Genomic DNA, 22657 nt, shown 5'->3' with positions numbered 1-22657 from the left:
GCAGACTTCTCATATCGGAGACATTCGCATGACCGCAATTGGTCGCCGGGCCCTGCTTATGGGTGGGGGGGCGCTTCTCATGAGCGCAGGTCCGCTTACCTCGGCTCCGTTCGACTGGCAATCGATGACGCCATCCGAGGCAGGCTTTGTGCCGGATCTCGATGCGCGGCTCGACAAACTGATTGCCGAAAATCGTGCTTGGGGTCTGCATGGTGTCTTCGTCACGCGAGCGGGCAAGATCGTGCTCGAACGCTATTTCGCCGGCGAGGACGAAGCCTGGGGCGCTTCTCTCGGCCGCGTCGCCTTCGGTCCCGACACCCTGCACGACCTGCGCTCCGTCACGAAGAGCGTTCTCGGCCTGCTTTACGGCATCGCCCTCGATCTCGGAAAGGTGCCTGCGCCGGATCAACCGCTGATCGCGCAATTTCCCGACTATGCCGATGTCGCAACCGATGCCCGCCTCAAGCGTCTGACCGTCGCGCACGCGCTCACCATGACCCTGGGGTTCGATTGGAACGAGGACATTCCCTACCAGGATCCCAATAACAGCGAAATCCAGATGGAGAGCTCGCCCGATCGTTTGCGCTACGTCTTCAGCCGACCGTTCATTTCCGATCCCGGAGCGCGCTGGATCTATGGCGCGGCTGGAACCGAGCTTATCGGCAATTTGCTGGTAAAAGGCGTCGGCCAGTCGCTACCCGACTTTGCGCGCACACGACTGTTCGATCCCATCGGGGTTGGTCCGACCGAATGGTCCAAAGGATTCAACGGCCAACCCGCACCCGCATCCGGCCTGCGCATGACGCCGCGCGACCTTGCGCGCGTTGGGCAATTGGTCCTCAACCGTGGCCAGTGGGATGGACGCCAGATCGTTTCGTCGGAATGGCTCGCGAAAGCGTTCCAGCCCTACGTCCCGTGCGACGAGCAGCGTCAATACGGCTACTTTTGGTACAGCGGCAACTTCCAGTACGGCCATCCGCCGAACCGGCCCATCACGCATTGGATCGGCGGCTTCGGTTACGGTGGTCAGCGGTTGTTCGCGATGCCCGACCTCGATATCGTGGTGGCCATAACCTGCGGAAATTACGCCGATGAGAGGCAATGGATGCCGCCCATCCGGGTGGTTCGTGACGTTGTGTTGGCTGGACTGAAGTGAACCTCGCCTTCCACCCTAGAGCGGCTGGCCCTCAGGCAAGGCCAACGCCGCCTGCCCCGCAATCTCCTCCGCCCGCCAGCATCGCACCGCATGCCCATCAGTTCGCGTTTCCAGCGCCGGCTCCGGCTCGCTCCGACACACAGCTTCCGCATACCGGCAGCGAGGGCTGAAGGCGCATCCGTTCGGCGGATTGAGCGGGTTGGGAAGGTCGCCGCCTGTCGTCGCCAGCGGTGCATGACGCAAGGGATCGGGGATGGCGGCGATCAGGGCTTGCGTATAGGGGTGCGCCGGCCGCTCGAAGATCTCGCGCCAGTGGCCGTTCTCGACGATGCGGCCGAGATACATCACGGCGACCTTGTCGCTCATGTGTTCGACGACGCCGAGATCGTGGCTGATCATGATGTAGGAGAGACCGAGGGTTTCCTTCAATTCCAGCAGCAGGTTGATGATCTGGGCGCGGATCGAGACGTCGAGCGCCGAGACGGGCTCGTCGCAGATGACGATCCTGGGATTGAGGATCAGGGCGCGGGCAATGCCGATGCGCTGGCGCTGGCCGCCCGAGAATTCATGCGGGTAGCGGTCGGCCTGCTCAGGCCGCAGGCCCACATGCCGCAGCATCTTCGCGACGCGGTCCTCGATCTCGCTCTTGGCCGTGACGCCATGCACGCGCAGGGGATCTTCCAGCGTGCGGCGAACGGTCTGGCGCGGATTGAGCGAGGCATAGGGATCCTGAAACACGATCTGCACGATGCGGGCCAGCGCCTTCCGATCGCCGGATGGCCGGTTGGTCACGTCCTGTCCGTCCAGCACGATGCGGCCGCGCGTCGGGGTCACCAGGCCAAGGATCGACAATGCGACCGTCGACTTGCCGGAGCCGGACTCGCCGACGAGGCCGAGGCATTCGCCGCGCTTCAGGGTGAGATCGACCCCGTCGACGGCACGGAGCAGCCGCCGGCCCCGCCCCAGCAGGCCGCCTCCGAGCGGAAAATGGACCGCGAGATCCCTCACGCTGAGAATGACATCGTCGTCCGGCCGTGTCTCATCCAACCTGTCTTGCGGCTCATGCATGGTGATGACACCTGACCAGACCGCCGGCCTCCAGAAAATCCGCTCCCGGCGCGACTGTCCGGCAAATATCGGTCGCCTGAGCGCAACGCGGATTGAACCGGCAGCCGTCGGGGAAATTCGTGATGGCCGGGACCACACCTGCGATCTCCGTCAGCCGTGTGCGGCCAAGCGCGGCGCGACTGCCGAGCCGCGGCAGCGAGGCGACCAGGCCTCGCGTATAGGGGTGCGAGGGTGCCCGGAAAATATCAGCCGAGCCGCGCTCCTCGACAATGCGGCCGGCATACATCACGGCCACGCGGCGACAGACATTGGCGACCAGCCCGAGATCGTGGCTGATCATCAGGATCGCGGTTCCCCGCTCGGCGCATAAATTCCGCATCAGCTCGATGATTTCGGCTTGCACGGTGACGTCGAGGGCCGTTGTCGGTTCGTCGGCGATCAGGAGATCCGGACCGCAGGCGAGCGCGATGGCGATCATCACGCGCTGGCGCATACCGCCGGACAGCTGGTGCGGGTAATCCTTCACGCGCCGCTCCGGCGCGGGAACGCGGACGCTCGCCAGCGCCTCGACCGCCAGCCTGTCGGCTTCCCGCCAGCTCTTGCCCTTGTGCAGCACGAACATCTCGGCGATCTGCCGACCCACCGGCGAGACCGGGTTCAGCGCCGTCATCGGCTCCTGGAAGATCATGGCGATGCGATTTCCGCGCAGCTCCCGTTGCTTTCCGGCTGAAAGGTGCTGGATCTCCTGCCCCTCAAACCGGATGACGCCCCCGCCGATCGACAGCGGCTGCCGCAACAGGCCGATCAAGGCGAGCGCCGTGATGCTCTTGCCGCAACCGGATTCGCCGACCAGGCCGAACGTTTCGCCGCGATCGATGCGGAATGAAATACCCTCGGCCGCCGCAACGCGTCGCGATCCATCGTCGAGATCGATCCGCAGATCCTCGACTTCGATCAGCGGCGCGCCGGTCATGTGCGCCGGCTCCGCGATTGTGGATCGAGGATGTCGCGCAGGCCGTCGCCGAGCAGATTGAGCCCGAGCACCGTCAGGAAAATGGCAAGGCCGGGAAACACCGAGAGCCACGGTGCCGTCGTGATCTGGTCGCGGGCATCCGACAGCATGCTGCCCCAGCTCGGAAACGGCGGCCGGACGCCGAGGCCGAGAAACGACAATGCGGCTTCTGACAAGACCGCGCTGCCCATGCCGAGCGTGCCGATGACGACGATTGGCCCTAGCATGTTGGGCAGCAGCTGCGTGATCATGATGCGCAGATCGCCGTAGCCGAGCACGGTCGCGGCCTGCACATAGCCCTGGCTCCTCAGCGACAGCGCGGAGGCCCGCGCGATCCGGCACGTGAAGGACCAGTTGGTCAAACCGAGTGCGATCAGCAGGCTGGTGAGGCCGGGACCGAGCACCGCCATGATGGCCAGCGCGAAGATCAGGGATGGGATCGCGAGCATGAGATTGGTCAGGCCGTTGACGACATCATCCCACCAGCCGCCCCAATAGCCGGCGCTCAGGCCCAGCGCCACGCCGATGACGCTGTTGATGAGCTGCGAGACGATGCCGACCGTCAGCGAAACGCGCGCGCCATAGACGACGCGGGAATAGATGTCGCGGCCCTGATCGTCGGTGCCGAACCACCAGGTCCAGCTCGGAGGCTCCTCCGCGTTGAGCAGATTGGCATCCAGGACGGGATCGGTATGCGCCAGCCAGGGCGCGAGCAGACCGACCAGGATTGCGAGCGCGAACAGCGCGCCACCGATGATGAGATTGGCGCGCAGCTTCATGCGTATCGGATCCTAGGATCGATCACCCCATAGAGCACGTCGATCAGCAGATTGATCGCGAGAAAGGACAGCACCACGACAAGAATGGAGCCCTGGACGGCCGGAATGTCGCGCTGCAGGACACTGTCGACCAGCAGCGAGCCGATGCCCGGCCAGGAGTACAGTTTCTCGACCACGACCGCCTGCCCCATCAGCGCGCCGAACTGGAGGCCGACGGTGGTGAGAATGATGACGAGCGCGTTGCGCATCACATGCCACTTCACGACCCGCGTCTCGCTCATGCCCTTGGAGCGCGCGGTGCGGACGAAATCCGCGGTCATGATCTCGAGGACCGCGGCGCGTGTGGTCCGGGCGAACAGCGCCATCGGCGAGACGCCGAGTGTCACGGCCGGAAGGATCAGGTACTTCAGTCCGCCATCGCCATAGCCGAAACTCGGCAGCCAGCCGAGCTTCAACGCAAACAGATACATCAGCACCAGTCCGAGCCAGAATTTGGCGATCGAAAGGCCTGACACCGCCACGACCATGGCCAGCGTGTCGACGATGCCTCCCGGCTTCAGCGCGGCGATGAAACCCAGGGGAACACCGATCACGACGGAAAACGCCATGGCGGTGAAGATGAGCTGGAGCGTCGGCCATATCCGTTTGGCGATCATGAATGTCACAGGCTCCCGCGTCCGGAACGAGGTTCCGAAATCGCCGGTCGCAAGCTTGGCCATGTAGGCGCCGAAACGGACATAGACGGGATCGTCGAGGCCGAGCTGCTTCTTCATGCGCAGCTCGACCTGCGGATCGGCATCGTCGCTCATGGACGAGACGATGCTGCCGGGAACGACGCTGAACAGCACGAACACCAGAGCCACCACGGCGAGCACGGTCGGAATGGTCTGCAGCAAGCGGCGGAACAGGAACGAGAGCATCGGCACTTTTCCTCTCCCCCTCCGTCGTTCATGGCGACGGAGGGAGCGCGAGAGCGTGTGTCACTTCGCGGGCGAGGTCTCGCCGACCCAGAGGTCTTCGACGTTCTGATGGGTCAGCTCGGTTGCGTTCAGCTGAACCCCCTTGAGCCACGGCTGCACCGCCATGACCGCCTTGTTGTAGTTGAAGAACCAGACCGGCGCCTCTTCGTAGAGAACAGCATTGGCCTTTTGCAGCAGCTGGGTACGCTTTGCAGCGTCATCGGACTGCCCGGCCTCGTCGATCAGCTTGTCGAACTCGGCATTCTTGAAGTTCATGTAGTTGCAGGCCGACTGCGGCGTCGATGAGTGGAAGCATTTGAGGGCGGCCTGGGGATCGGGTCCGGTCGCTTGGGAATAGACAAAGGCCTGATAGTCGCCGCTGCGGACCACCTCCGCCAGCACCGCTGTTTCGACCTGCTTGACCTTGGCCTTGATGCCCACCCGGTCCAGCATCGGGATCACGGCCGAGACGATCGGCAGGCCCCAGCTCTCGTTCTGGCTGGTGGTCCATTCGAATTCGAAGCCCGAGGGATAGCCGGCCTCGGCGAGCAGCTGCTTGGCCTTGGCGGGATCGAAGGCGTAGGGCTTCATGGCCTTGTCGTAGACGGGAGAGGTCAGCGGCAGCCAGCTGGTCGCGCGATAGGCCTTGCCCTTGACCAGCTTGTTGATGATCAAATCGGTGTCGATCGCATAGTTGATCGCCTGCCGGACACGCTTGTCGGCAAATGGCTTGAATGCGGGATTCATCCCCATGTAGCGGGTGAAGACCTCGGCGACTTCGACGACGGTGCCCTTGAGGTCGGCGTCGTTCTGATAGGCGACATATTGCGCCGGTCCCAGCACGGAGGTGTCGATCTCCTTGTTGCGGAAAGCGACATCGCGGGCCGCGGCCTCGCCCATGACCGACACGATGATCTTGTCGGCGTAGGGCTTGCCGGGCTTGTAGAACCGGTCCCATCGCTCCAGAACGATGCGCGATCCCGGCACGTGCTCGACGAATTTGAAGGGTCCAAGACCGATCGGCTTCTGGAGAAAGCTCTCCTTGGCGGCTTCGTCGGCGGGATAGATCGACGTGATCGCGTTCCAGAAGTAGAAGCCCGGATCGACTTTCTCGGTCAGCTTCATCTCGATGGTAAACTCGTCGATCTTCTTCAGGCCGGAGATCTCCTTGGCCTGGCCCTTCTCGACCGCCGCCGCGCCCTCGATCACGCGGACATAGCGCGCGCCGGGATATGCCTTGGTGCCGTCCATGATGCGGTTGTAGGTCCAGATGACGTCGTCGGCCGTCATCTTGCGGCCGTTGTGGAAATAGGCGTCGTCGCGCAGCTTGAAGGTGTGGACGAGACCTCCGCCCGAGACGACGTCCTCCTTGGCAAGCTCCAGCACCGGCTTGCCTTCCGTGGAATTCCAGATGTAGAGCGACCGGTGCAGGGCCTTGGCGTAGATCTCGTCCTGGGCGCGCTGCGTGGTGTGAATGTCCAAGCTTGTGAAGCTCGACCCATAAGGCGCGGTCATGCGGACGGTTCCGCCCTTGCGCGGCGTCTGGGCCTCCGCCGAGGCCGCCAGTGCCAGCCCCAGACCCGCGACGATCGCCACTATCCTGAACATCATGGTCCCTCCGACAACGCAAGCCGTGCTCTGGTCCGAGAGTTGACCATCCACGGCGGGTCGAGCGCAAGCGCCTTGAAGGGGTTGACGTATGCGAGCGTCGCGCGGGCCCCGCCGATTTGCGAAGACGCCCGCTAGAACTCCGGCTGCCAGTCGCGCAATTTTCGCGCTGCAGAAGTAACGTCCGCGATGGCCGGAAACGCCCCCGCCTCCAGCATCAGCGCGCGCGCCAGCCGCACCGCGCGTGCTTCGCTGGTGGCGCGCCGGCGCGGATCATCGATCAGCTCGAAATCGATATTGTGGGCGAGGCCGAAGATGCGGCGGATGGTTTTTGCCGCGGCGAAACCGACCGTATCCGCGAACAGCCGCTGCATGTAGGCCTGCCGCTCGGCCTCCAGCCGTGCCGCGCCTGTCTCGCCGGCGAAGAGCGAGGCGGGATAGGCATCGCCTGCGGCGCCAGCGCGCCAGAGCTCGAGGAACTTGCGCGCGAACGCGTTCCAGACCTGCTCGACCGTCTCCAGCACCCAGACTTCGAACGCACGCCGTTCGCCCGGGGAGCGTTCGTGGCCGGCGGAGGCAAAATAGGCCATCAGGAGGTTGGCCAGCACGGCGCCGACATCGAAACCCATCGGGCCGTAGAATGCGAATTCGGGGTCGATCACCCGCGTCTCGCCGTCCGTGACCATGATCGAGCCGGTGTGAAGGTCGCCGTGGAGCAGCGCCTCGGGGCTCGCCATGAACTTCAGCTTCAGCCGGGAGATCGCGACATGCAGATCCATGTCCTCGCGCAGCTCTGCGGCGAGCACATCGAGATATGGCGCGGTCCAGCGGTTTTGCTCGGCGATCCGGTAGGGATCGGTGAAGATCAGATCCTCGGTGATCTTGCACAGCGCATGATTGCCGGCGAAGGCGGCGATGCCTTGCTTCTTCTCGGCCGCCGACAGCGCGAGGTCGGAGGTGAAGAACAAGGTCTGCGCCATGAAGGTGGTGATGTCATCGACAAAGCGCGGATATTGCGAGCCCGCAACCATCCCCTTGCGCATGATGATGTGGGGTTCGAGCAGCTCCATCACCGTCAGCGCCAGGGCCTCGTTGTGATGCAGCAGCGCCGGCACGAGGCCGGGCGCGAGCTCGGCCTGCCGCGACAAAGCGAGATATTCGTAATGAGCCCGGGACAGCGGCAGCGGCCAGCTCTCGCCGACCAGGCGGACATAGGGCAGCGCCTGCTTGACGGCGACGCCGCCGCGGCCGCCCTTGACGATGAAGACGAGATTGAGATTGCCGTCGCCGACTTCGGTGATCGACCAGGAGGCCGGCTCGCCACCGAGGGTCGCAGCGATATCCGGAACGCCTGCGAGATAATCCCGCAAGGCCGCCTCATGCAGAATCCGGTAGTCCCCCTGCCCCTGCGCCATGACGATCCCATCCCATATAGGGGCCGGATCGTTACTCCCGCTCCAGGAAGCTCGAGCCGATCTCGGCCTTTCTTTTGATCGGATCGTAATCACAATAGACGCTGTCCGCCACCAGCGTGTAGCTGGCGCTGACTGTGTATTTGTCTGTTTTGACCGAGTTCAGGCCGATCACCGCGGTGCTCTTGCCGCCGTTCCATTTGAACGGCGTCGAGCTCTTGGCCTGCTCGCAGGCGACCACGGCCTCGTTGAAGACGTAGCCCTCGACGAACGCCTTCAGGGTGCGCACCTGCACGGCCATCTTCCACTCGAAATACCCGATGGCACCGAGGCCGGCGACGATCAGCACCAGAAGCGCGACGACGATCCGCTGAAAAGTCATTGGTCCCCCAACAAAGCCAACCAAAAATTCTTAGAACGGCATGCCCATCAATTTCGACAGGCGCTCGATCGAGAGATAGCCGGCGTGATAGGCGACCATGGCGATCCCGTAGATGATCGCCGAGATGATCGTGGTCCAGATCAGCTTGCTCCTCATTCGCGTCAGGATCGGCGCGCCGGGGTCGCTGCCCGGCACTCCGACGCCGTCCTCGTGCTGGCTGCGCACGCCGAACGGCAGCGTCAGGAACAGCGCGACCCACCAGATGACGAAGTAGATCGCGATTGCGGTTGAGATCTGGATGGCCATGGCTTCGGCCTATGCCTGCTCGATTTCGACCAGCGCGCCGGAAAAGTCCTTCGGGTGCAGGAACAGCACCGGCTTGCCGTGGGCGCCAATCTTCGGCACGCCGTCGCCGAGCACCCTTGCGCCCTCCTTCACCAGCGTGTCGCGCGACGCAATGATGTCGACCACCTCGTAGCAGACGTGGTGGATGCCGCCGTCGGCGTTGCGGTCGAGGAACTTTGCGATCGGCGAGGCTTCGCCGAGCGGCTCGATGAACTCGATCTTGGTGTTGGGCAGCGTCGCGAAAACCGTGGTGACGCCATGCTCGGGCAGCGCGACGGCCTCCGAGATCTGGGCCCCGAACGCGGCGCCATAGATCCTGGCGGCCTTGACGGCGTCCTTGGTCGCGATCGCGACATGGTTGAGCCGGCCCAGCATGTTTGTTCTCCCGTTACACTGTCAGGACGTGTACCAGACAGGGGGGCTTTTTACCCCAATGTTCGTTGATCACGGAGCGGACAGCGCGTCGCACCGACTCCGCCAGCGCATCCGCGTCGCGACGGCGCGCCTTCGGCAGGCCTTCGACAGTGGAGACCACGGCGTCGAAGACGATGTCGTCGAAGGGCTCGCCCGCTCTGTTCTTCTCGGGGATGCCGACCAGTTCGACCGCGGGATCGTCGGCAAGCTCGCCCTGCTCCGTCATGACGATGGCGACAAAGGCGCAGCCGGAGAAGGCCATGCGGCGCCGCTCGACCACCGCGCGGGACTTGGAGTCCTCCAGAATCGTGCCGTCCTTGTAGAGACGGCCCGCAGGCACTTGCCCAATGATGCCGGGATCGCCGGGGCCGAGCTTGACGAGATCGCCGTTGCGGCAGACCAGCACGCGCGGCACGCCGGCGGCACGCGCGAGCTTGGCGTGCTCGTTCAGGTGCAGGGCCTCGCCGTGGACGGGAATCAGGAGCTGCGGCCGGGTCCAGGCGATCATGTCGCGCAATTCGTCGCGGCGGGGATGGCCGGAGACATGGACCAGCTGGTCGCGGTCGGTGATGACCTCCACGCCCTGCAGAACCAGGCCATTGATGATCGCGCCGACCGCCTTCTCGTTGCCGGGAATGGTGCGCGAGGAGAAGATGACGCTGTCGCCGCGGTTGAGCGTGATCTCGGGATGGTCGTCATTGGCGATGCGCGCCAGCGCGGCACGCGGCTCGCCCTGGCTGCCGGTGCAGAGCGCCAGCACCTTGTCCTGCGGCAGATGACCGTAGACCTCGGCGGAGCGGAAGCTCTGCACGCCGTCGAGATAGCCGGTCTCGCGCGCGACCTGCACCACGCGTTCCATGGCGCGGCCGACCACGACGACCTCACGGTCGGCGGCCTTCGCGGCGATGGCGACGGCCTTGAGGCGCGCGACGTTGGAGGCAAAGGTCGTGACCGCGACGCGGCCCTTGGCGGCCTTGACCAGCTCGGTGATGGATTTGGCAACCTCGGCTTCCGAGGGCGAGCGGCCGTCGCGCACGGCGTTGGTGGAATCGCCGATCAAGGCGAGCAGGCCCGCATCGCCGAGCTCCCGCAGCCGCTTTTCGTCGGTCGGGCGGCCGATGATCGGGGTCGGATCGATCTTCCAGTCGCCGGTGTGCAGCACCGTGCCAACGTCGGTGTGAATCGCCAGCGCATGCGACTCCGGAATCGAATGCGCGACCGGAATGAACTCGACGTTGAATGGGCCGATATCGACGCGCCCGCCCGACGGCACCACCGTCACCGGGATCTTCGGCGCATTGCGCTCGGCGGCGCATTTGGCCTCGAACAGCGCGGCGCTGAACTGGGTCGCGTAGATCGGGCATTTCAGCTTCGGCCACAGGTCGATGATGGCGCCGAAATGGTCCTCATGGGCGTGGGTCAGCACCAGCCCCATCAGGTTCTTGCGTTCCTTCTCCAGGAAGCTGACGTCCGGCATGATCAGGTCGATGCCCGGCAGATGCTCCTCGTCGCCGAAGGAGACGCCGAGATCGATCGCCAGCCAGGCCCGCTGCTGGCGGTTGCCGAGGCCGTAGATCGACAAATTCATGCCGATCTCGCCGACCCCGCCGAGCGGTGCAAATACCAGTTCTTCAGGCTTCGCCATCACGCAGCTCCCACGGAGGCGACCGTGCCGAAGAACACCTCGCCCGCGGCCACCGGCACGCGCCGGCCCTCCGCGGTGCGGACGATCAGGCAGCCGGTGTCGTCGATCGTGTCAAAAATGCCTTCCAGCGTCATCACTCCCGTGTGGATCGCGACCCGCTCGCCGAGGCCGGCGGCGCGCTCCAGCCACAATTTGCGAATTTCGGCAAAGCCGCGACCATCGTCCCAGATACCACGGAATTCCACCCAGGCATCGGAGAGCGCCGAGAACAACTCCTCCGCGCTGATCTGGACGCCGAGCGCGGCCAGTGACACCGCCGGTGTGGGCGTGCCCTCGGGCGCGGCGACGACGTTGGTGCCTATGCCGACAACGATGGCGAGACGCGCGCCGATGGCTTCGGCCTCCAGGCCGATGCCGACCAGCTTCTTGCCGCCGGCCAGCACGTCGTTAGGCCATTTCAGGGTGTAGCGGGGACGGCCCTCGCGGCGCAGTGCCGCCTCCAGGCTGACCTTCTCCAGGGCGGCCTCCTCGGCCAGCCCGGCCGCAAAGCCGATCGTCGCGGCGACGGAAGGGGCGACGTCGAGGACTTCGAGGACGCTGGCTGCAAGGTTACCCTTCGGTGCGATCCAGGCGCGTTGGCGGCGGCCACGGCCGGCGGTCTGCTCCGACGTCACGAACCACATCGGGCCGCGTTCGCCGCCCCTTGCGTGCTCGATCGCCTCGGTATTGGTCGAGCCGGTCCGTTCAAAAGCTGCGAGCTTGTAGCCCGCCGACGCCGCACGAGGACCGAGCGCGAATGCCATCCTAGAACAGCGACTTTGCCGCGGCGGAGGCAACGCTCACCACGGGACCTGCGAACAGGGCGAACAGAATGTTGAACAGGCCCGCGACCGCCAGCACCGTCTTGACTTCGACGCGCACCGGATCGACCTGTCCGGCCGGCTCGTCGAAATACATCGTCTTGACGATGCTGAGATAGTAGTAGGCGCCGACCACGCTGGTCAGCACGCCGATGACGGCGAGCGTGAACAAATTCGCCTTGATGGCGGCGACGAAGACGTACCATTTGGCGAAGAAGCCGGCGAGCGGCGGAATGCCGGCGAGCGAGAACAGCAGCATCGCGAACATGAAGGCGAGCAGCGGATTGGTCCGCGAGAGCCCCGCGAAATCGCTGATCTGCTCGACCGGCTGGCCGTTGCGCTTCATGGCCAGGATGATGGCGAAGGAGCCCAGCGTCATCGCGACATAGATCACGATGTACATCAACACGCCCTGCGCGCCCTCGACCGTGCCTGCGGCAAGACCGACCAGGGCAAAGCCCATATGGCCGATCGAGGAATAGGCCATCAGGCGCTTGATGTTGCTCTGTCCGATCGCGGCGAACGAGCCGAGCGCCATCGAGGCGATCGCCACGAACACCAGGATCTGCTGCCACTGCGAGACGATGCCCGGGAATGCGGTCAGCGTAACGCGGGTGAAGACCGCGAGCGCGGCCACCTTCGGCGCCGAGGCGAAGAAGGCTGTCACCGGCGTCGGCGCGCCCTCGTAGACGTCGGGCGTCCACATGTGGAACGGCACCGCCGAGACCTTGAAGCAGAGGCCGGCGAGCAGGAACACGAGGCCGAACACCAGGCCGACATTCGAGATCGTCGCGGCCGCCGCGATGCCGGTGAAGGCCACCGTGCCGGTGAAGCCGTAGATCAGCGAGGAGCCGTAGAGCAGCATGCCCGAGGACAACGCGCCGAGCACGAAGTACTTCAGGCCGGCTTCGGTCGACTTGGCGTTGTCGCGGTTGGAGGCCGCCACGACGTAGAGTGCCAGCGACATCAATTCGAGGCCGAGATAGAGCGAGATCAGATCGCCGGCCGAGATCAGCACCATCATGCCGAGCGTCGAGAGCAGCACCAGGATCGCGTATTCGAAGATGCGGCGCGACGGATCCGACAGGAACTCGGTCGACAGCACCAGCGTCACCGCCGAGCCGATCAGGGCCAGGATCTTCATGAAGCGGGCAAAATCATCGACGATGAAGCTGCCGCCGAAGGTCACGTGCTTGCCCGCGGGCAACATGTATTCGAGCACGCCGACCACGATCAGGAGCAGCACCGCGAGCGTTGTGACCGTCTTGGTGGTCTCCTGCCCGCGATAGGCGCCGAGCATCAGGAGTGCCATCGCCCCGACCGCGAGCACGAGCTCGGGCAGCACCGGCGCCAGTTGATAACCTGCAGTCTCAAAGCTCATGGCGATATCCTGACCTGCCCGCTCACTGGAGCAGTGCGGCGGCCTTCACGGCCGTCACAGCGGTGTTGTAATTGTTGACGAGTTGCTGGACCGAGGCCGCCGACATGTCGAGCACCGGCTTCGGATAGATGCCGAACAGGATCGTCAGCGCGATCAGCGGGAAGAGCGTCAGGCCCTCCCGGAAGGTGAGATCCTTCATGCTCGCCAGCGACGGCTTGACCAGCGCCCCGAACACGACCTTGCGGTAGAGCCACAGCGCATAGCAGGCCGAGAGGATCACGCCGAAGGTGGCGAAGAACGCGGTCGGGATCGAGACCTTGAAGGTGCCGAGCAGCGTCATGAACTCGCCGACGAAGCCGGAGGTGCCGGGCAGGCCGACATTGGCCATGGTGAAGACCATGAAGGTCAGCGCGTAGAGCGGCATCCGGTTGACGAGGCCGCCATAGGCCGCGATCTCACGCGTGTGCATGCGGTCGTAGACGATGCCGACGCAGAGGAACAGCGCGCCGGAGACGATGCCGTGCGAGATCATCTGGAACACGCCGCCAGCGACGCCCTGCATGGTGCCGGCAAAGATGCCCATGGTGACGAAGCCCATATGCGCCACCGAGGAGTACGCGATCAGCTTCTTCATGTCCTCCTGCATCAGCGCCACCAGCGAGGTGTAGATGATGGCGATGGCCGAGAGCGTGAACATCAGCGGCGCGAAGTCATGCGAAGCGAGCGGGAACATCGGCAGCGAGAAACGCAGGAAGCCGTAGCCGCCCATCTTCAGCATGATCGCAGCCAGGACCACCGAGCCTGCGGTCGGCGCCTCGACGTGGGCGTCGGGAAGCCAGGTGTGCACCGGCCACATCGGCATCTTCACCGCGAACGAGGCGAAGAAGGCAAGCCACGCCCAGGTCTGCAGCGAGCGCGGCACGGCGGTGTGCATCAGGGTCGGGATGTCGGTGGTGCCGCCGTTCCAGTACAGCGCCATGATGGCAAGCAGCATCAGCACCGAGCCGAGCAGCGTATAGAGGAAGAACTTGAAGGACGCATAGACCCGGCGCGGACCGCCCCAGACGCCGATGATCAGGAACATCGGAATCAGGCCGCCTTCGAAGAACAGGTAGAACAGCACGAGATCGAGCGCCGAGAAGGTGCCGATCATCAGCGTTTCCAGGATCAGGAACGCCATCATGTATTCGCGGACGCGGTTGGTGATCGCCTTCCAGCTCGCGATGATGCAGAACGGCATGATGGCGGTGGTCAGGATCACCAGCGGCAACGAGATGCCGTCCACGCCCATGTGGTAGGTGATGCCGGTGGCGAGCCAATTCGCCTTCTCGACGAACTGGAAGTCGGCGCTCGACGCATCGAACCGCATGACCAGGATCACCGACACCGCGAAGGTGATCAGCGTGGTCCACAGCGCGATCCAGCGCGAGTTGCGCCTGCTAGCCTCGTCATCGCCGCGGCTGAGATAGACGATCAGCGCGCCGACCAGGGGCAGGAACGTCGTGACGGATAGAATTGGCCAGGTCGTCATTTTACTGGCCTCCAAAGCCGAACATGAACCAGGTGATCAGGCCGGCGGCACCGATCAGCATGGCGAACGCGTAGTGGTAGAGATAGCCGGTCTGGATTTTCACGACGTTGCGGGTGACATCCAACACCCGGGCAGAGACGCCGTCGGGACCGAGGCCGTCGATGATGAAGCCGTCGCCCTTCTTCCAGAGCTGGTAGCCAATCCACTTCGCCGGACGGACGAAGATGATGTCGTAGAGCTCGTCGAAGTACCATTTGTTGAGCAGGAACTTGTACAGCATCGGCTGCGTGTTCGCGAGCTCGACCGGCAGATAGGGCCGGCGGATGTAGAACAGGTATGACACCAGGAAGCCCAGCACCATCATCACCGTCGGCAGGAAGGCGATGGTCTCGGGGATGTGGTGCATCTCCTCGATGATGTGCGGGTTCATCTTCACGGATTCGCGGAAGAACTCCTCGATGCCGTGACCGGCGAACAGCTCCTTGAACGGGAAGCCGGCCAGGATGGAGCCGACCGCGAGCACACCGATCGGGATCAGCATCCAGATCGGCGCTTCATGCGCAGCCTCGTAGTGATGATCGTCATGCGGCTCGCCGTGGAAGGTCTTGAAGATCAGGCGCCACGAGTAGAACGAGGTCAGGCCGGCCGCGACGACCGTCATCAGGAAGCCGTACATCGCGAACGGATTGTGCGAGGCGTAGGCCGACTCGATGATCGCGTCCTTGGAGAAATAGCCGGCGGTGAGCGGGAAGCCGGTGAGCGCGAGCGTGCCGACCACCATCACTGCGTAGGTGTAGGGGATCTTGCGCCACAGGCCGCCCATGTTGCGGATGTCCTGCTCGTGGTGCATCGCGTAGATCACCGAGCCGGAGCCCAAGAACAACAGCGCCTTGAAGAAGGCGTGCGTGAACAAATGGAACATGCCGACCGAATAGGCCCCCGCCCCCATCGCCACGAACATGTAGCCGAGCTGCGAACAGGTCGAGTAAGCGACGATGCGCTTGATGTCGTTCTGGACGAGGCCGATGGTCGCCGCAAAGAACGCCGTGGTGGCGCCGAAGAACGTCACGACGGCCTGCGCGTTCGGCGCGAGTTCGAACAGCGGCGACAGGCGCGCCACCATGAAGACGCCGGCGGTGACCATGGTCGCGGCGTGGATCAGGGCCGACACCGGGGTCGGGCCTTCCATCGCGTCCGGCAACCAGGTGTGCAGCAGGAACTGCGCCGATTTGCCCATCGCGCCCATGAACAGCAACAGGCAGGTCAGGGTCAGCGCGTCGGCGTGCCAGCCGAGGAAGTCGATGGTCTTGCCGGTCAAGCCGGGCGCAGCGTGGAAGATGGTCTCGAAATCGGTCGAACCGGCCAGCAGGAAGATCGCGAAGATGCCGAGCGCGAAGCCGAAATCGCCGACGCGGTTGACCACGAAGGCCTTGATGGCGGCGGCGTTCGCCGACGGCTTCTGGTACCAGAAACCGATCAGGAGGTAGCTCGCCAGACCCACGCCTTCCCAGCCGAAGAACAGCTGCACGAGGTTGTCGGCGGTCACCAGCATCAGCATGGCGAAGGTGAACAGCGAGAGATAGCCGAAGAAGCGCGGCCGGTTCGGATCCTCGTCCATGTAGCCGATGGAATAGAGGTGCACGAGCGAGGACACGGTGGTCACCACCACCAGCATCACGGCGGTGAGCGTGTCGACCCGCAGCGTCCAGTAGACCTGGAGATCGCCGGAGAGGATCCACGGCAGCAGCGGAATGCGGATGTCGTGGTGCATGAAGCCGACATCGACCAGCGTCATCCAGGACAGCGCAGCCGACACGAACAGCAATGCCGTGGTGATCAGCTCGGCGCCGCGCGAGCCCGCCGCGGGCGGCTCTGAGACGTGGTGGTCGTCGTGGCCGTCGCCGGGTTCGTGGTGAGTTTCGTGGATGACCGACGCATCCTCGTTGATCGTATCGGACGCATGGGCGTGCGCGCCATGACCGTGATCATCGTGATGCTCGACCGTGTCGCCCGAGGGGTTGCGGGCATGCGCGCCGAACAGCGCGATGAGGCCGGCCAGAATGGCGCCCAGCAGAGGCAGAAAGACGATTGCCTGGACCATGATTTAATCTTTCCGCATGATCTGGTCGGAAAACCGGTGTCCACTTTTCCGGATCATGCGATCAGCCCTTCATCAGATTGACGTCCTCAACCGCGATCGAGCCGCGGTTGCGGAAATAGACCACCAGGATGGCGAGACCGATCGCGGCTTCAGCGGCCGCGACGGTGAGCACCAGGAGCGCGAAGACCTGCCCGACGATGTCGCCGAGGAAGGTCGAGAACGCCACGAGGTTGACGTTGACCGCGAGCAGGATCAGCTCGATCGACATCAGGATGACGATGATGTTCTTGCGGTTCAGGAAGATGCCGAGGATCCCGAGCGTGAACAGGATCGCGCCGACCGCCAGATAGTGTCCGAGCCCGATCGTCATTTCACCCACTCCGCCGCGTCAGAATCCTGGAGCCCCTGCCCCGGCGCCACCTTGCGGATCGCCATCGCTATTTCGGGCGTGCGCGCGTTCTGAACGTTGATGTCCTGCCGCTTGACACTGGCCTTGTGCCGCAGCGTCAGCACGATGGCGCCGATCATCGCGACCAGCAGCACCATGCCCGAGAGCTGGAAGTAGTGGATGTACTTGGTATAGAGCACCAGGCCCAGCGCCTCGGTATTGGAGACGTTGGCCGGGATCGCCGCCGTGATCGTCTTGGCGACGCCGGGGTTGATGACCCAGAAGCCGACCGTAAGCAGCAGCTCGAACAGGAAGATGCCGCCGATCACGAGGCCGACCGGGAGGTACTCGATGAAGCCCTCGCGCAGCTCGAGGAAGTCGACGTCGAGCATCATGATCACGAACAGGAACAGCACCGCGACCGCGCCGACATAGACGACGATCAGGATCATCGCCAGGAACTCGGCGCCCATCAGCACGAACAGGCCGGAGGCGTTGACGAAGGCCAGGATCAGGTACAGCACGGAGTGCACGGGATTGCGCGAGACAATCACCATCACCGCCGAGGCGACACAGACGCCGGCGAACAGATAGAAGAACAGCGCGGGAAGGATCATGCTCTCATCTCACCGGTACGGCGCGTCGAGTTCGATCGCTTTCGCGATTTCGCGTTCCCAGCGGTCGCCGTTGGCGAGCAGCTTGGCCTTGTCATAGAACAGTTCCTCGCGGGTCTCGGTCGCGAACTCGAAGTTCGGACCTTCGACGATGGCATCGACCGGACAGGCTTCCTGGCAGAGGCCGCAGTAGATGCACTTCACCATGTCGATGTCGTAGCGCACGGTGCGGCGGGTGCCGTCGTTGCGGCGCGGGCCGGCCTCGATGGTGATGGCCTGCGCCGGGCAAACCGCTTCGCACAGCTTGCAGGCGATACAGCGTTCCTCGCCGTTCGGATAGCGGCGCAGCGCATGCTCGCCGCGGAAGCGCGGCGAGATCGGGCCCTTCTCGAACGGATAGTTCAGCGTCGGCTTCGGCTGGAAGAAATAGCGCATGGCGAGGAAGAACGCCGAGACGAATTCCGACAACAGGAGCGAGCGTGCAGTGGCGTTGATGTTGATACCCATGACGGCCCTCACTTCGGCGCGATGCCGGCAAAGTGCAGCACACCGGCCACCACGATCACCATCGCCAACGACAACGGCAGGAACACCTTCCAGCCGAGACGCATCAGTTGATCGTAGCGGTAGCGCGGCACGATCGCCTTGGCCATCGCGAACAGGAAGAACATGAAGAACAGCTTTAGCGAGAACCAGATGATGCCCGGCACCCAGTTGAAGGGCGGCAGGTCCACCGGCGGCAGCCAACCTCCGAGGAACAGGATCGTCGCCATCGCGCACATCGTGGCAATCGCGACATACTCGCCGAGCATGAACAGAAGATACGGCGTCGAGCCGTACTCGACCATGAAGCCGGCGACGAGCTCGGATTCCGCTTCGACGAGGTCGAACGGCGGGCGATTGGTTTCCGCCAGCGCCGAGACGTAGAAGATCACGAACATCGGGAACAGCGGCCAGACGTACCAGTTCAGGATCGTGAGCTGCGGCAACCCGATCAGGCTGGCGAGGCCGCGGACATGCTGCGCCTCGACCACGGCCGAGAGGTTCAGCGTGCCGGCGCAGAGCAGCACCGTGATGATGACGAAGCCAATCGAGACCTCGTAGGACACCATCTGCGCCGCGGAGCGCAGCGCCGCCAGGAACGGATATTTCGAGTTTGACGACCAGCCGGCCATGATGATGCCGTAGATCGACAGCGACGAAATCGCGAAGATGAAGAGAACGCCGACATTGATGTCGGAGATCACCCAGCCGAGATTGGTCGGGATCACCGCCCAGGCGGCGAGCGCGAGCACGCATGAGACCAAGGGAGCAAGGAGAAACACGCCCTTGTTGGCGCCGGACGGGATGATCGGCTCCTTCAGCACGAACTTCAGGAGGTCGGCGAAGGATTGCAGCAGGCCCCAGGGACCAACCACGTTCGGGCCGCGGCGGATCTGCACCGCCGCCCAGATCTTGCGGTCGGCGAGCAGGATGTAGGCGATCGCCACCAGCAGGACGACCAGCACCAGGACGCTCTCCGCGATCATGATGATCAGCGGCCAGAGGAACCCGGTCCAGAAGGCGCTTTCGAAGAATTCCATCAGCTCACTCCGCTGCGGTCAGCATCTGCCCGGAGGCAAGCCGCGAACACTCCGCCATCACGGCGGACGCACGCGCGATTGGGTTGGTCAAATAGAAGTCCTCGACGAGCGGCTTGAACGGAGCCTTCTCCGTCGGGCCGCCCTTCCCCGCGAGTTTCTTGATCTGGTCGGCCGCGCCGGCCTCGATCTGGTCGAGACGGATCAGATGCGGCACAGCCTTGAAGATCGCCTGGCGCAGGGCCGAGAGCGAGTCATAGCCGAGCTTCTTGCCGAGCGCCTCCGACAGCGCGCGGACAATCGCCCAGTCCTCGCGGGCCTCACCCGGCGGGAATGCGGCCCGTCCGGTCATTTGCACGCGGCCTTCGGTGTTGACGTAGATCGCGGACTTCTCGGTATAGGCGGCTGCCGGCAGGATCACGTCGGCGCGATGGGCGCCGCGGTCGCCGTGGGTGCCGATATAGACGACGAAAGTGCCGTCCGACGGCTTGATCTCGTCGGCGCCGAGCAGGAACAGCAGATCGAGCGTCCCGAACGTCGTCATCTGCGCTGCGTTCAGTCCGCCCTGACCGGCGACAAAGCCGATATCGAGCGCGCCGACGCGCGAGGCGCTCTCGTGCAGGACGCCGAAGCCGTTCCAGCCGTCCTTGAGCGCGCCGACGTCGAGCGCGAGCTTGGCCGCGGCTGCGAGAATGGCGGCGCCGTCGTGACGCGAGGCCGCGCCCGCGCCGACCAGGATGATGGGGTTCTTGGCGTTCTTCAGCACGTCCATGAAGGAGTGCTTGCCGGCCGCGAGCTCACCGAGCGTGTCGGTGCCCGCGCCGAGGTGATCATAGTCGTACGTGAGGTCGGGCTTGGCGCCGATCACGCCGACCTTGAAGCCGCCGGCGCGCCAGCGCTTGCGGATGCGGGCGTTGAACACCGCCGCTTCCTTGCGCGGATTGGCGCCGATGATGAGCAGCGCATCGGCCTGCTCGACGCCGGCGAGCGTCGGATTGAAGATGTAGGAGCCGCGGCCAAGCGCGGGATCGAAGGCGTCGCCGCCCTGCACCGCCAGATTGGCCGAGCCGTATTTGGCCAGCAGATCCTTCAGCGCGAACATCTCTTCGACGCCGGCGAGGTCGCCCGCGATCGCGCCGATCCGCTTGCCGTCGGTGCGCGCCGCCTTGGAGGCGATCGCGGCAAAGGCCTCGGGCCAGCTCGCCGCGCGCAGCTTGCCGGCTTCGCGGATATAGGGCCGGTCGAGGCGCTGGGTGCGCAGGCCGTCGACGACGTGACGGGTCTTGTCGGAGATCCACTCCTCGTTCACGGCCTCGTTGATGCGCGGCAGGATACGCATCACTTCGCGGCCGCGGGTGTCGACGCGGATCGCAGATCCCACGCCGTCCATCACGTCGATCGACTGGGTCTTGCCGAGCTCCCACGGGCGCGCGGCGAAAGCATAGGGCTTCGAGGTCAGCGCGCCGACCGGGCAGATGTCGACGAGATTGCCCTGAAGCTCCGACGTCAGCGCGTGCTCGAGATAGGTCGTGATCTCCATGTCCTCGCCGCGGCCGGTCGCGCCCATTTCGGGGGCGCCGGCGACTTCCGCCGAGAAGCGGACGCAACGGGTGCACTGGATGCAGCGGTTCATCGAGGTCTTGACCAGCGCGCCGAGATATTTGTCCTCGACCGCGCGCTTGTTCTCGGCGAAGCGGCTGGTGTCGACACCGTAGCCCATCGCCTGGTCCTGAAGGTCGCACTCGCCGCCCTGATCGCAGATCGGGCAATCCAGCGGATGGTTGATGAGAAGGAATTCCATCACGCCTTCGCGCGCCTTCTTCACCATCGGCGAACGGGTGGAGATTTCCGGCGGCTCGCCCTTGGGACCCGGACGGCAATCGCGCACGCCCCAGGCGCAGCTCGCGACCGGCTTCGGGCCGCCCTTCACCTCGACGAGGCACATCCGGCAATTGCCGGCGATCGACAGCCGCTCGTGATAGCAGAAGCGCGGAATCTCGGCGCCGGCCGCCTCGCACGCCTGAAGCAGCGTGTATTCGGCGGGGACATCGATCTCTTTACCGTCGATGATGAGCTTGGTCATTGTCTCTACTCCGCCGCGACCATGTTCACGGGATCGCGGACGCCGGCATCGTCGATGTCGGCCTTGTGCGAATATTGGTCGATGCGCGCTTCGATCTCATGACGGAAATGCGCAATCAGGCCCTGGATCGGCCACGCCGCCGCGTCGCCGAGCGCGCAGATGGTGTGGCCTTCGACCTGCTTGGTGACTTCCAGCAGCATGTCGATTTCGCGCTTGTGGGCGCGACCGTCGGCCATGCGGGTCAAGACGCGCCACATCCAGCCGGTGCCCTCGCGGCACGGCGTGCACTGGCCGCAGCTCTCGTGCTTGTAGAAATAGGAGATGCGGGCGATGGCGCGGATCAAATCGGTCGACTTGTCCATCACGATCACGGCCGCGGTGCCGAGGCCCGAGCGCAGCTTGCTCAACGAGTCGAAATCCATCGGCGTGTCGATGATCTGCTCGGCCGGCACCATGCGCACGGAGGAGCCGCCCGGGATCACGGCCTTGAGGTTGTCCCAGCCGCCGCGGATGCCGCCGCAATGCTTCTCGATAAGCTCACGGAACGGAATGCCCATGGCCTCTTCGACGTTGCAGGGCCGCTCGACATGGCCGGAGATGCAGAACAGTTTGGTGCCGACATTGTTCGGACGGCCGATGCCGGCGAACCACGCCGCGCCACGGCGCAGAATGTCCGGCGCAACCGCGATCGACTCGACATTGTTGACGGTGGTCGGGCAGCCATACAGACCGACATTCGCCGGGAATGGCGGCTTCAGGCGCGGCTGTCCCTTCTTGCCTTCGAGGCTCTCGAGCAGCGCGGTTTCCTCGCCGCAGATATAGGCGCCGGCGCCGTGGGCGACATAGATGTCGAACGGCCAGCCGTTGACATTGTCCTTGCCGACCAGCTTGGCCTCATAGGCCTGGTCGATCGCCGCCTGGAGATGCTCGCGCTCGCGGATGAACTCACCGCGGACATAGATGTAGCAGGCATGCGCGTTCATCGCGCAGCTCGCGATCAGGCAGCCCTCGATCAGGAGATGCGGATCGTGCCGCATGATCTCGCGATCCTTGCAGGTCCCGGGCTCGGATTCGTCGGCGTTGACGACGAGATAGCTCGGCCGGCCGTCGGTCGATTCCTTCGGCATGAACGACCATTTCAGGCCGGTCGGGAAGCCGGCGCCACCGCGGCCGCGCAGCCCCGACGCCTTCATCTCGTTGATGATCCAGTCGCGGCCCTTGTCGATGATGTTCTTCGTGCCATCCCAGGCGCCGCGGCGCCGCGCGCCCTCGAGCCCCCAATCGTGGAGGCCGTAGAGGTTCTTGAAGATGCGGTCCTTGTCCTCGAGCATGTCAGTGC

The 22657-nt window shown here is 64.5% G+C and carries 21 protein-coding genes; 1 reads left to right on the top strand and 20 read right to left on the bottom strand.

Annotation, left to right across the window (positions count from 1 at the left end; all coding sequences use genetic code 11):
• Positions 1–28: 28 nt before the first annotated feature.
• The gene (locus IVA75_RS25925; RefSeq protein ID WP_247289489.1) at positions 29–1156 is read left to right on the top strand and encodes a serine hydrolase; all 1128 of its coding nucleotides are present in this window, start codon (positions 29–31) and stop codon (positions 1154–1156) included.
• A 15-nt stretch (positions 1157–1171) separates the two neighbouring features.
• Here IVA75_RS25925 and IVA75_RS25920 read toward each other — a convergent pair whose 3' ends face one another.
• The 20 genes from IVA75_RS25920 to nuoF form a co-directional block, all read right to left on the bottom strand.
• Positions 1172–2224: an oligopeptide/dipeptide ABC transporter ATP-binding protein gene (locus IVA75_RS25920; protein ID WP_247289487.1), complete on the bottom strand. Its 1053-nt coding sequence runs from the start codon at positions 2222–2224 to the stop codon at positions 1172–1174.
• Positions 2217–3197: an ABC transporter ATP-binding protein gene (locus IVA75_RS25915; RefSeq protein WP_247289485.1), complete on the bottom strand. Its 981-nt coding sequence runs from the start codon at positions 3195–3197 to the stop codon at positions 2217–2219. The genes IVA75_RS25920 and IVA75_RS25915 overlap by 8 nt, the downstream gene beginning before the upstream one ends.
• The gene (locus IVA75_RS25910) at positions 3194–4015 is read right to left on the bottom strand and encodes an ABC transporter permease (protein WP_007603580.1); all 822 of its coding nucleotides are present in this window, start codon (positions 4013–4015) and stop codon (positions 3194–3196) included. Before IVA75_RS25910 ends, IVA75_RS25915 begins: the two co-directional genes overlap by 4 nt.
• On the bottom strand, positions 4012–4935 hold the full coding sequence (locus IVA75_RS25905; RefSeq protein ID WP_247289997.1) for an ABC transporter permease: 924 nt from the start codon (positions 4933–4935) through the stop codon (positions 4012–4014). The genes IVA75_RS25910 and IVA75_RS25905 overlap by 4 nt, the downstream gene beginning before the upstream one ends.
• A gap of 60 nt (positions 4936–4995) precedes the next feature.
• Complete coding sequence (locus IVA75_RS25900; RefSeq protein WP_247289484.1) at positions 4996–6585, bottom strand: ABC transporter substrate-binding protein; 1590 nt, start codon at positions 6583–6585, stop codon at positions 4996–4998.
• Between the two features lie 131 nt (positions 6586–6716).
• Positions 6717–7997, bottom strand: a complete 1281-nt coding sequence (mtnK, locus tag IVA75_RS25895; protein WP_247289482.1) for an S-methyl-5-thioribose kinase — start codon at positions 7995–7997, stop codon at positions 6717–6719.
• 31 nt (positions 7998–8028) lie between these two features.
• Positions 8029–8376 (bottom strand): hypothetical protein, encoded by a 348-nt coding sequence (locus tag IVA75_RS25890; RefSeq protein ID WP_027518238.1) that lies wholly within the window; start codon positions 8374–8376, stop codon positions 8029–8031.
• 30 nt (positions 8377–8406) lie between these two features.
• Positions 8407–8682 carry a DUF1467 family protein gene (locus tag IVA75_RS25885; RefSeq protein ID WP_027518239.1) on the bottom strand — a complete coding sequence of 92 codons (276 nt, stop codon included), beginning with the start codon at positions 8680–8682 and terminating at the stop codon, positions 8407–8409.
• Positions 8683–8691: 9 nt separating this feature from the next.
• Positions 8692–9096 carry a methylmalonyl-CoA epimerase gene (gene mce, locus IVA75_RS25880; protein ID WP_106944962.1) on the bottom strand — a complete coding sequence of 135 codons (405 nt, stop codon included), beginning with the start codon at positions 9094–9096 and terminating at the stop codon, positions 8692–8694.
• A 13-nt stretch (positions 9097–9109) separates the two neighbouring features.
• Positions 9110–10780 carry a ribonuclease J gene (locus IVA75_RS25875; RefSeq protein ID WP_247289480.1) on the bottom strand — a complete coding sequence of 557 codons (1671 nt, stop codon included), beginning with the start codon at positions 10778–10780 and terminating at the stop codon, positions 9110–9112.
• Complete coding sequence (locus IVA75_RS25870; RefSeq protein WP_247289478.1) at positions 10780–11583, bottom strand: biotin--[acetyl-CoA-carboxylase] ligase; 804 nt, start codon at positions 11581–11583, stop codon at positions 10780–10782. The genes IVA75_RS25875 and IVA75_RS25870 overlap by 1 nt, the downstream gene beginning before the upstream one ends.
• 1 nt (position 11584) lies before the next feature.
• Positions 11585–13021 (bottom strand): NADH-quinone oxidoreductase subunit NuoN, encoded by a 1437-nt coding sequence (gene nuoN, locus IVA75_RS25865; protein WP_007610975.1) that lies wholly within the window; start codon positions 13019–13021, stop codon positions 11585–11587.
• 22 nt (positions 13022–13043) lie between these two features.
• Positions 13044–14552 (bottom strand): NADH-quinone oxidoreductase subunit M, encoded by a 1509-nt coding sequence (locus IVA75_RS25860; protein WP_247289476.1) that lies wholly within the window; start codon positions 14550–14552, stop codon positions 13044–13046.
• A 1-nt stretch (position 14553) separates the two neighbouring features.
• The gene (gene nuoL, locus IVA75_RS25855; protein ID WP_247289473.1) at positions 14554–16653 is read right to left on the bottom strand and encodes an NADH-quinone oxidoreductase subunit L; all 2100 of its coding nucleotides are present in this window, start codon (positions 16651–16653) and stop codon (positions 14554–14556) included.
• Positions 16654–16714: 61 nt separating this feature from the next.
• Positions 16715–17023, bottom strand: a complete 309-nt coding sequence (gene nuoK / locus IVA75_RS25850) for an NADH-quinone oxidoreductase subunit NuoK (protein ID WP_007603558.1) — start codon at positions 17021–17023, stop codon at positions 16715–16717.
• Complete coding sequence (locus tag IVA75_RS25845; RefSeq protein WP_027518246.1) at positions 17020–17658, bottom strand: NADH-quinone oxidoreductase subunit J; 639 nt, start codon at positions 17656–17658, stop codon at positions 17020–17022. Before IVA75_RS25845 ends, nuoK begins: the two co-directional genes overlap by 4 nt.
• Before the next feature lie 9 nt (positions 17659–17667).
• The gene (gene nuoI / locus IVA75_RS25840) at positions 17668–18156 is read right to left on the bottom strand and encodes an NADH-quinone oxidoreductase subunit NuoI (RefSeq protein ID WP_026232873.1); all 489 of its coding nucleotides are present in this window, start codon (positions 18154–18156) and stop codon (positions 17668–17670) included.
• 14 nt (positions 18157–18170) lie between these two features.
• Positions 18171–19238 (bottom strand): NADH-quinone oxidoreductase subunit NuoH, encoded by a 1068-nt coding sequence (gene nuoH / locus IVA75_RS25835; protein ID WP_007603555.1) that lies wholly within the window; start codon positions 19236–19238, stop codon positions 18171–18173.
• 4 nt (positions 19239–19242) lie between these two features.
• Complete coding sequence (gene nuoG / locus IVA75_RS25830; RefSeq protein WP_247289472.1) at positions 19243–21318, bottom strand: NADH-quinone oxidoreductase subunit NuoG; 2076 nt, start codon at positions 21316–21318, stop codon at positions 19243–19245.
• A 5-nt stretch (positions 21319–21323) separates the two neighbouring features.
• Positions 21324–22649, bottom strand: coding sequence for an NADH-quinone oxidoreductase subunit NuoF (gene nuoF, locus IVA75_RS25825; RefSeq protein WP_027518249.1), 1326 nt, complete (start codon positions 22647–22649; stop codon positions 21324–21326).
• Positions 22650–22657 lie beyond the last annotated feature (8 nt).

Origin of the sequence: Bradyrhizobium sp. 134 (assembly GCF_023074155.1) — a bacterium.
Taxonomy (GTDB): Bacteria; Pseudomonadota; Alphaproteobacteria; order Rhizobiales; family Xanthobacteraceae; genus Bradyrhizobium.
The sequence above is the reverse complement of the archived record's forward strand: the minus strand, read 5'-3'. Positions and strand labels throughout refer to the sequence as shown.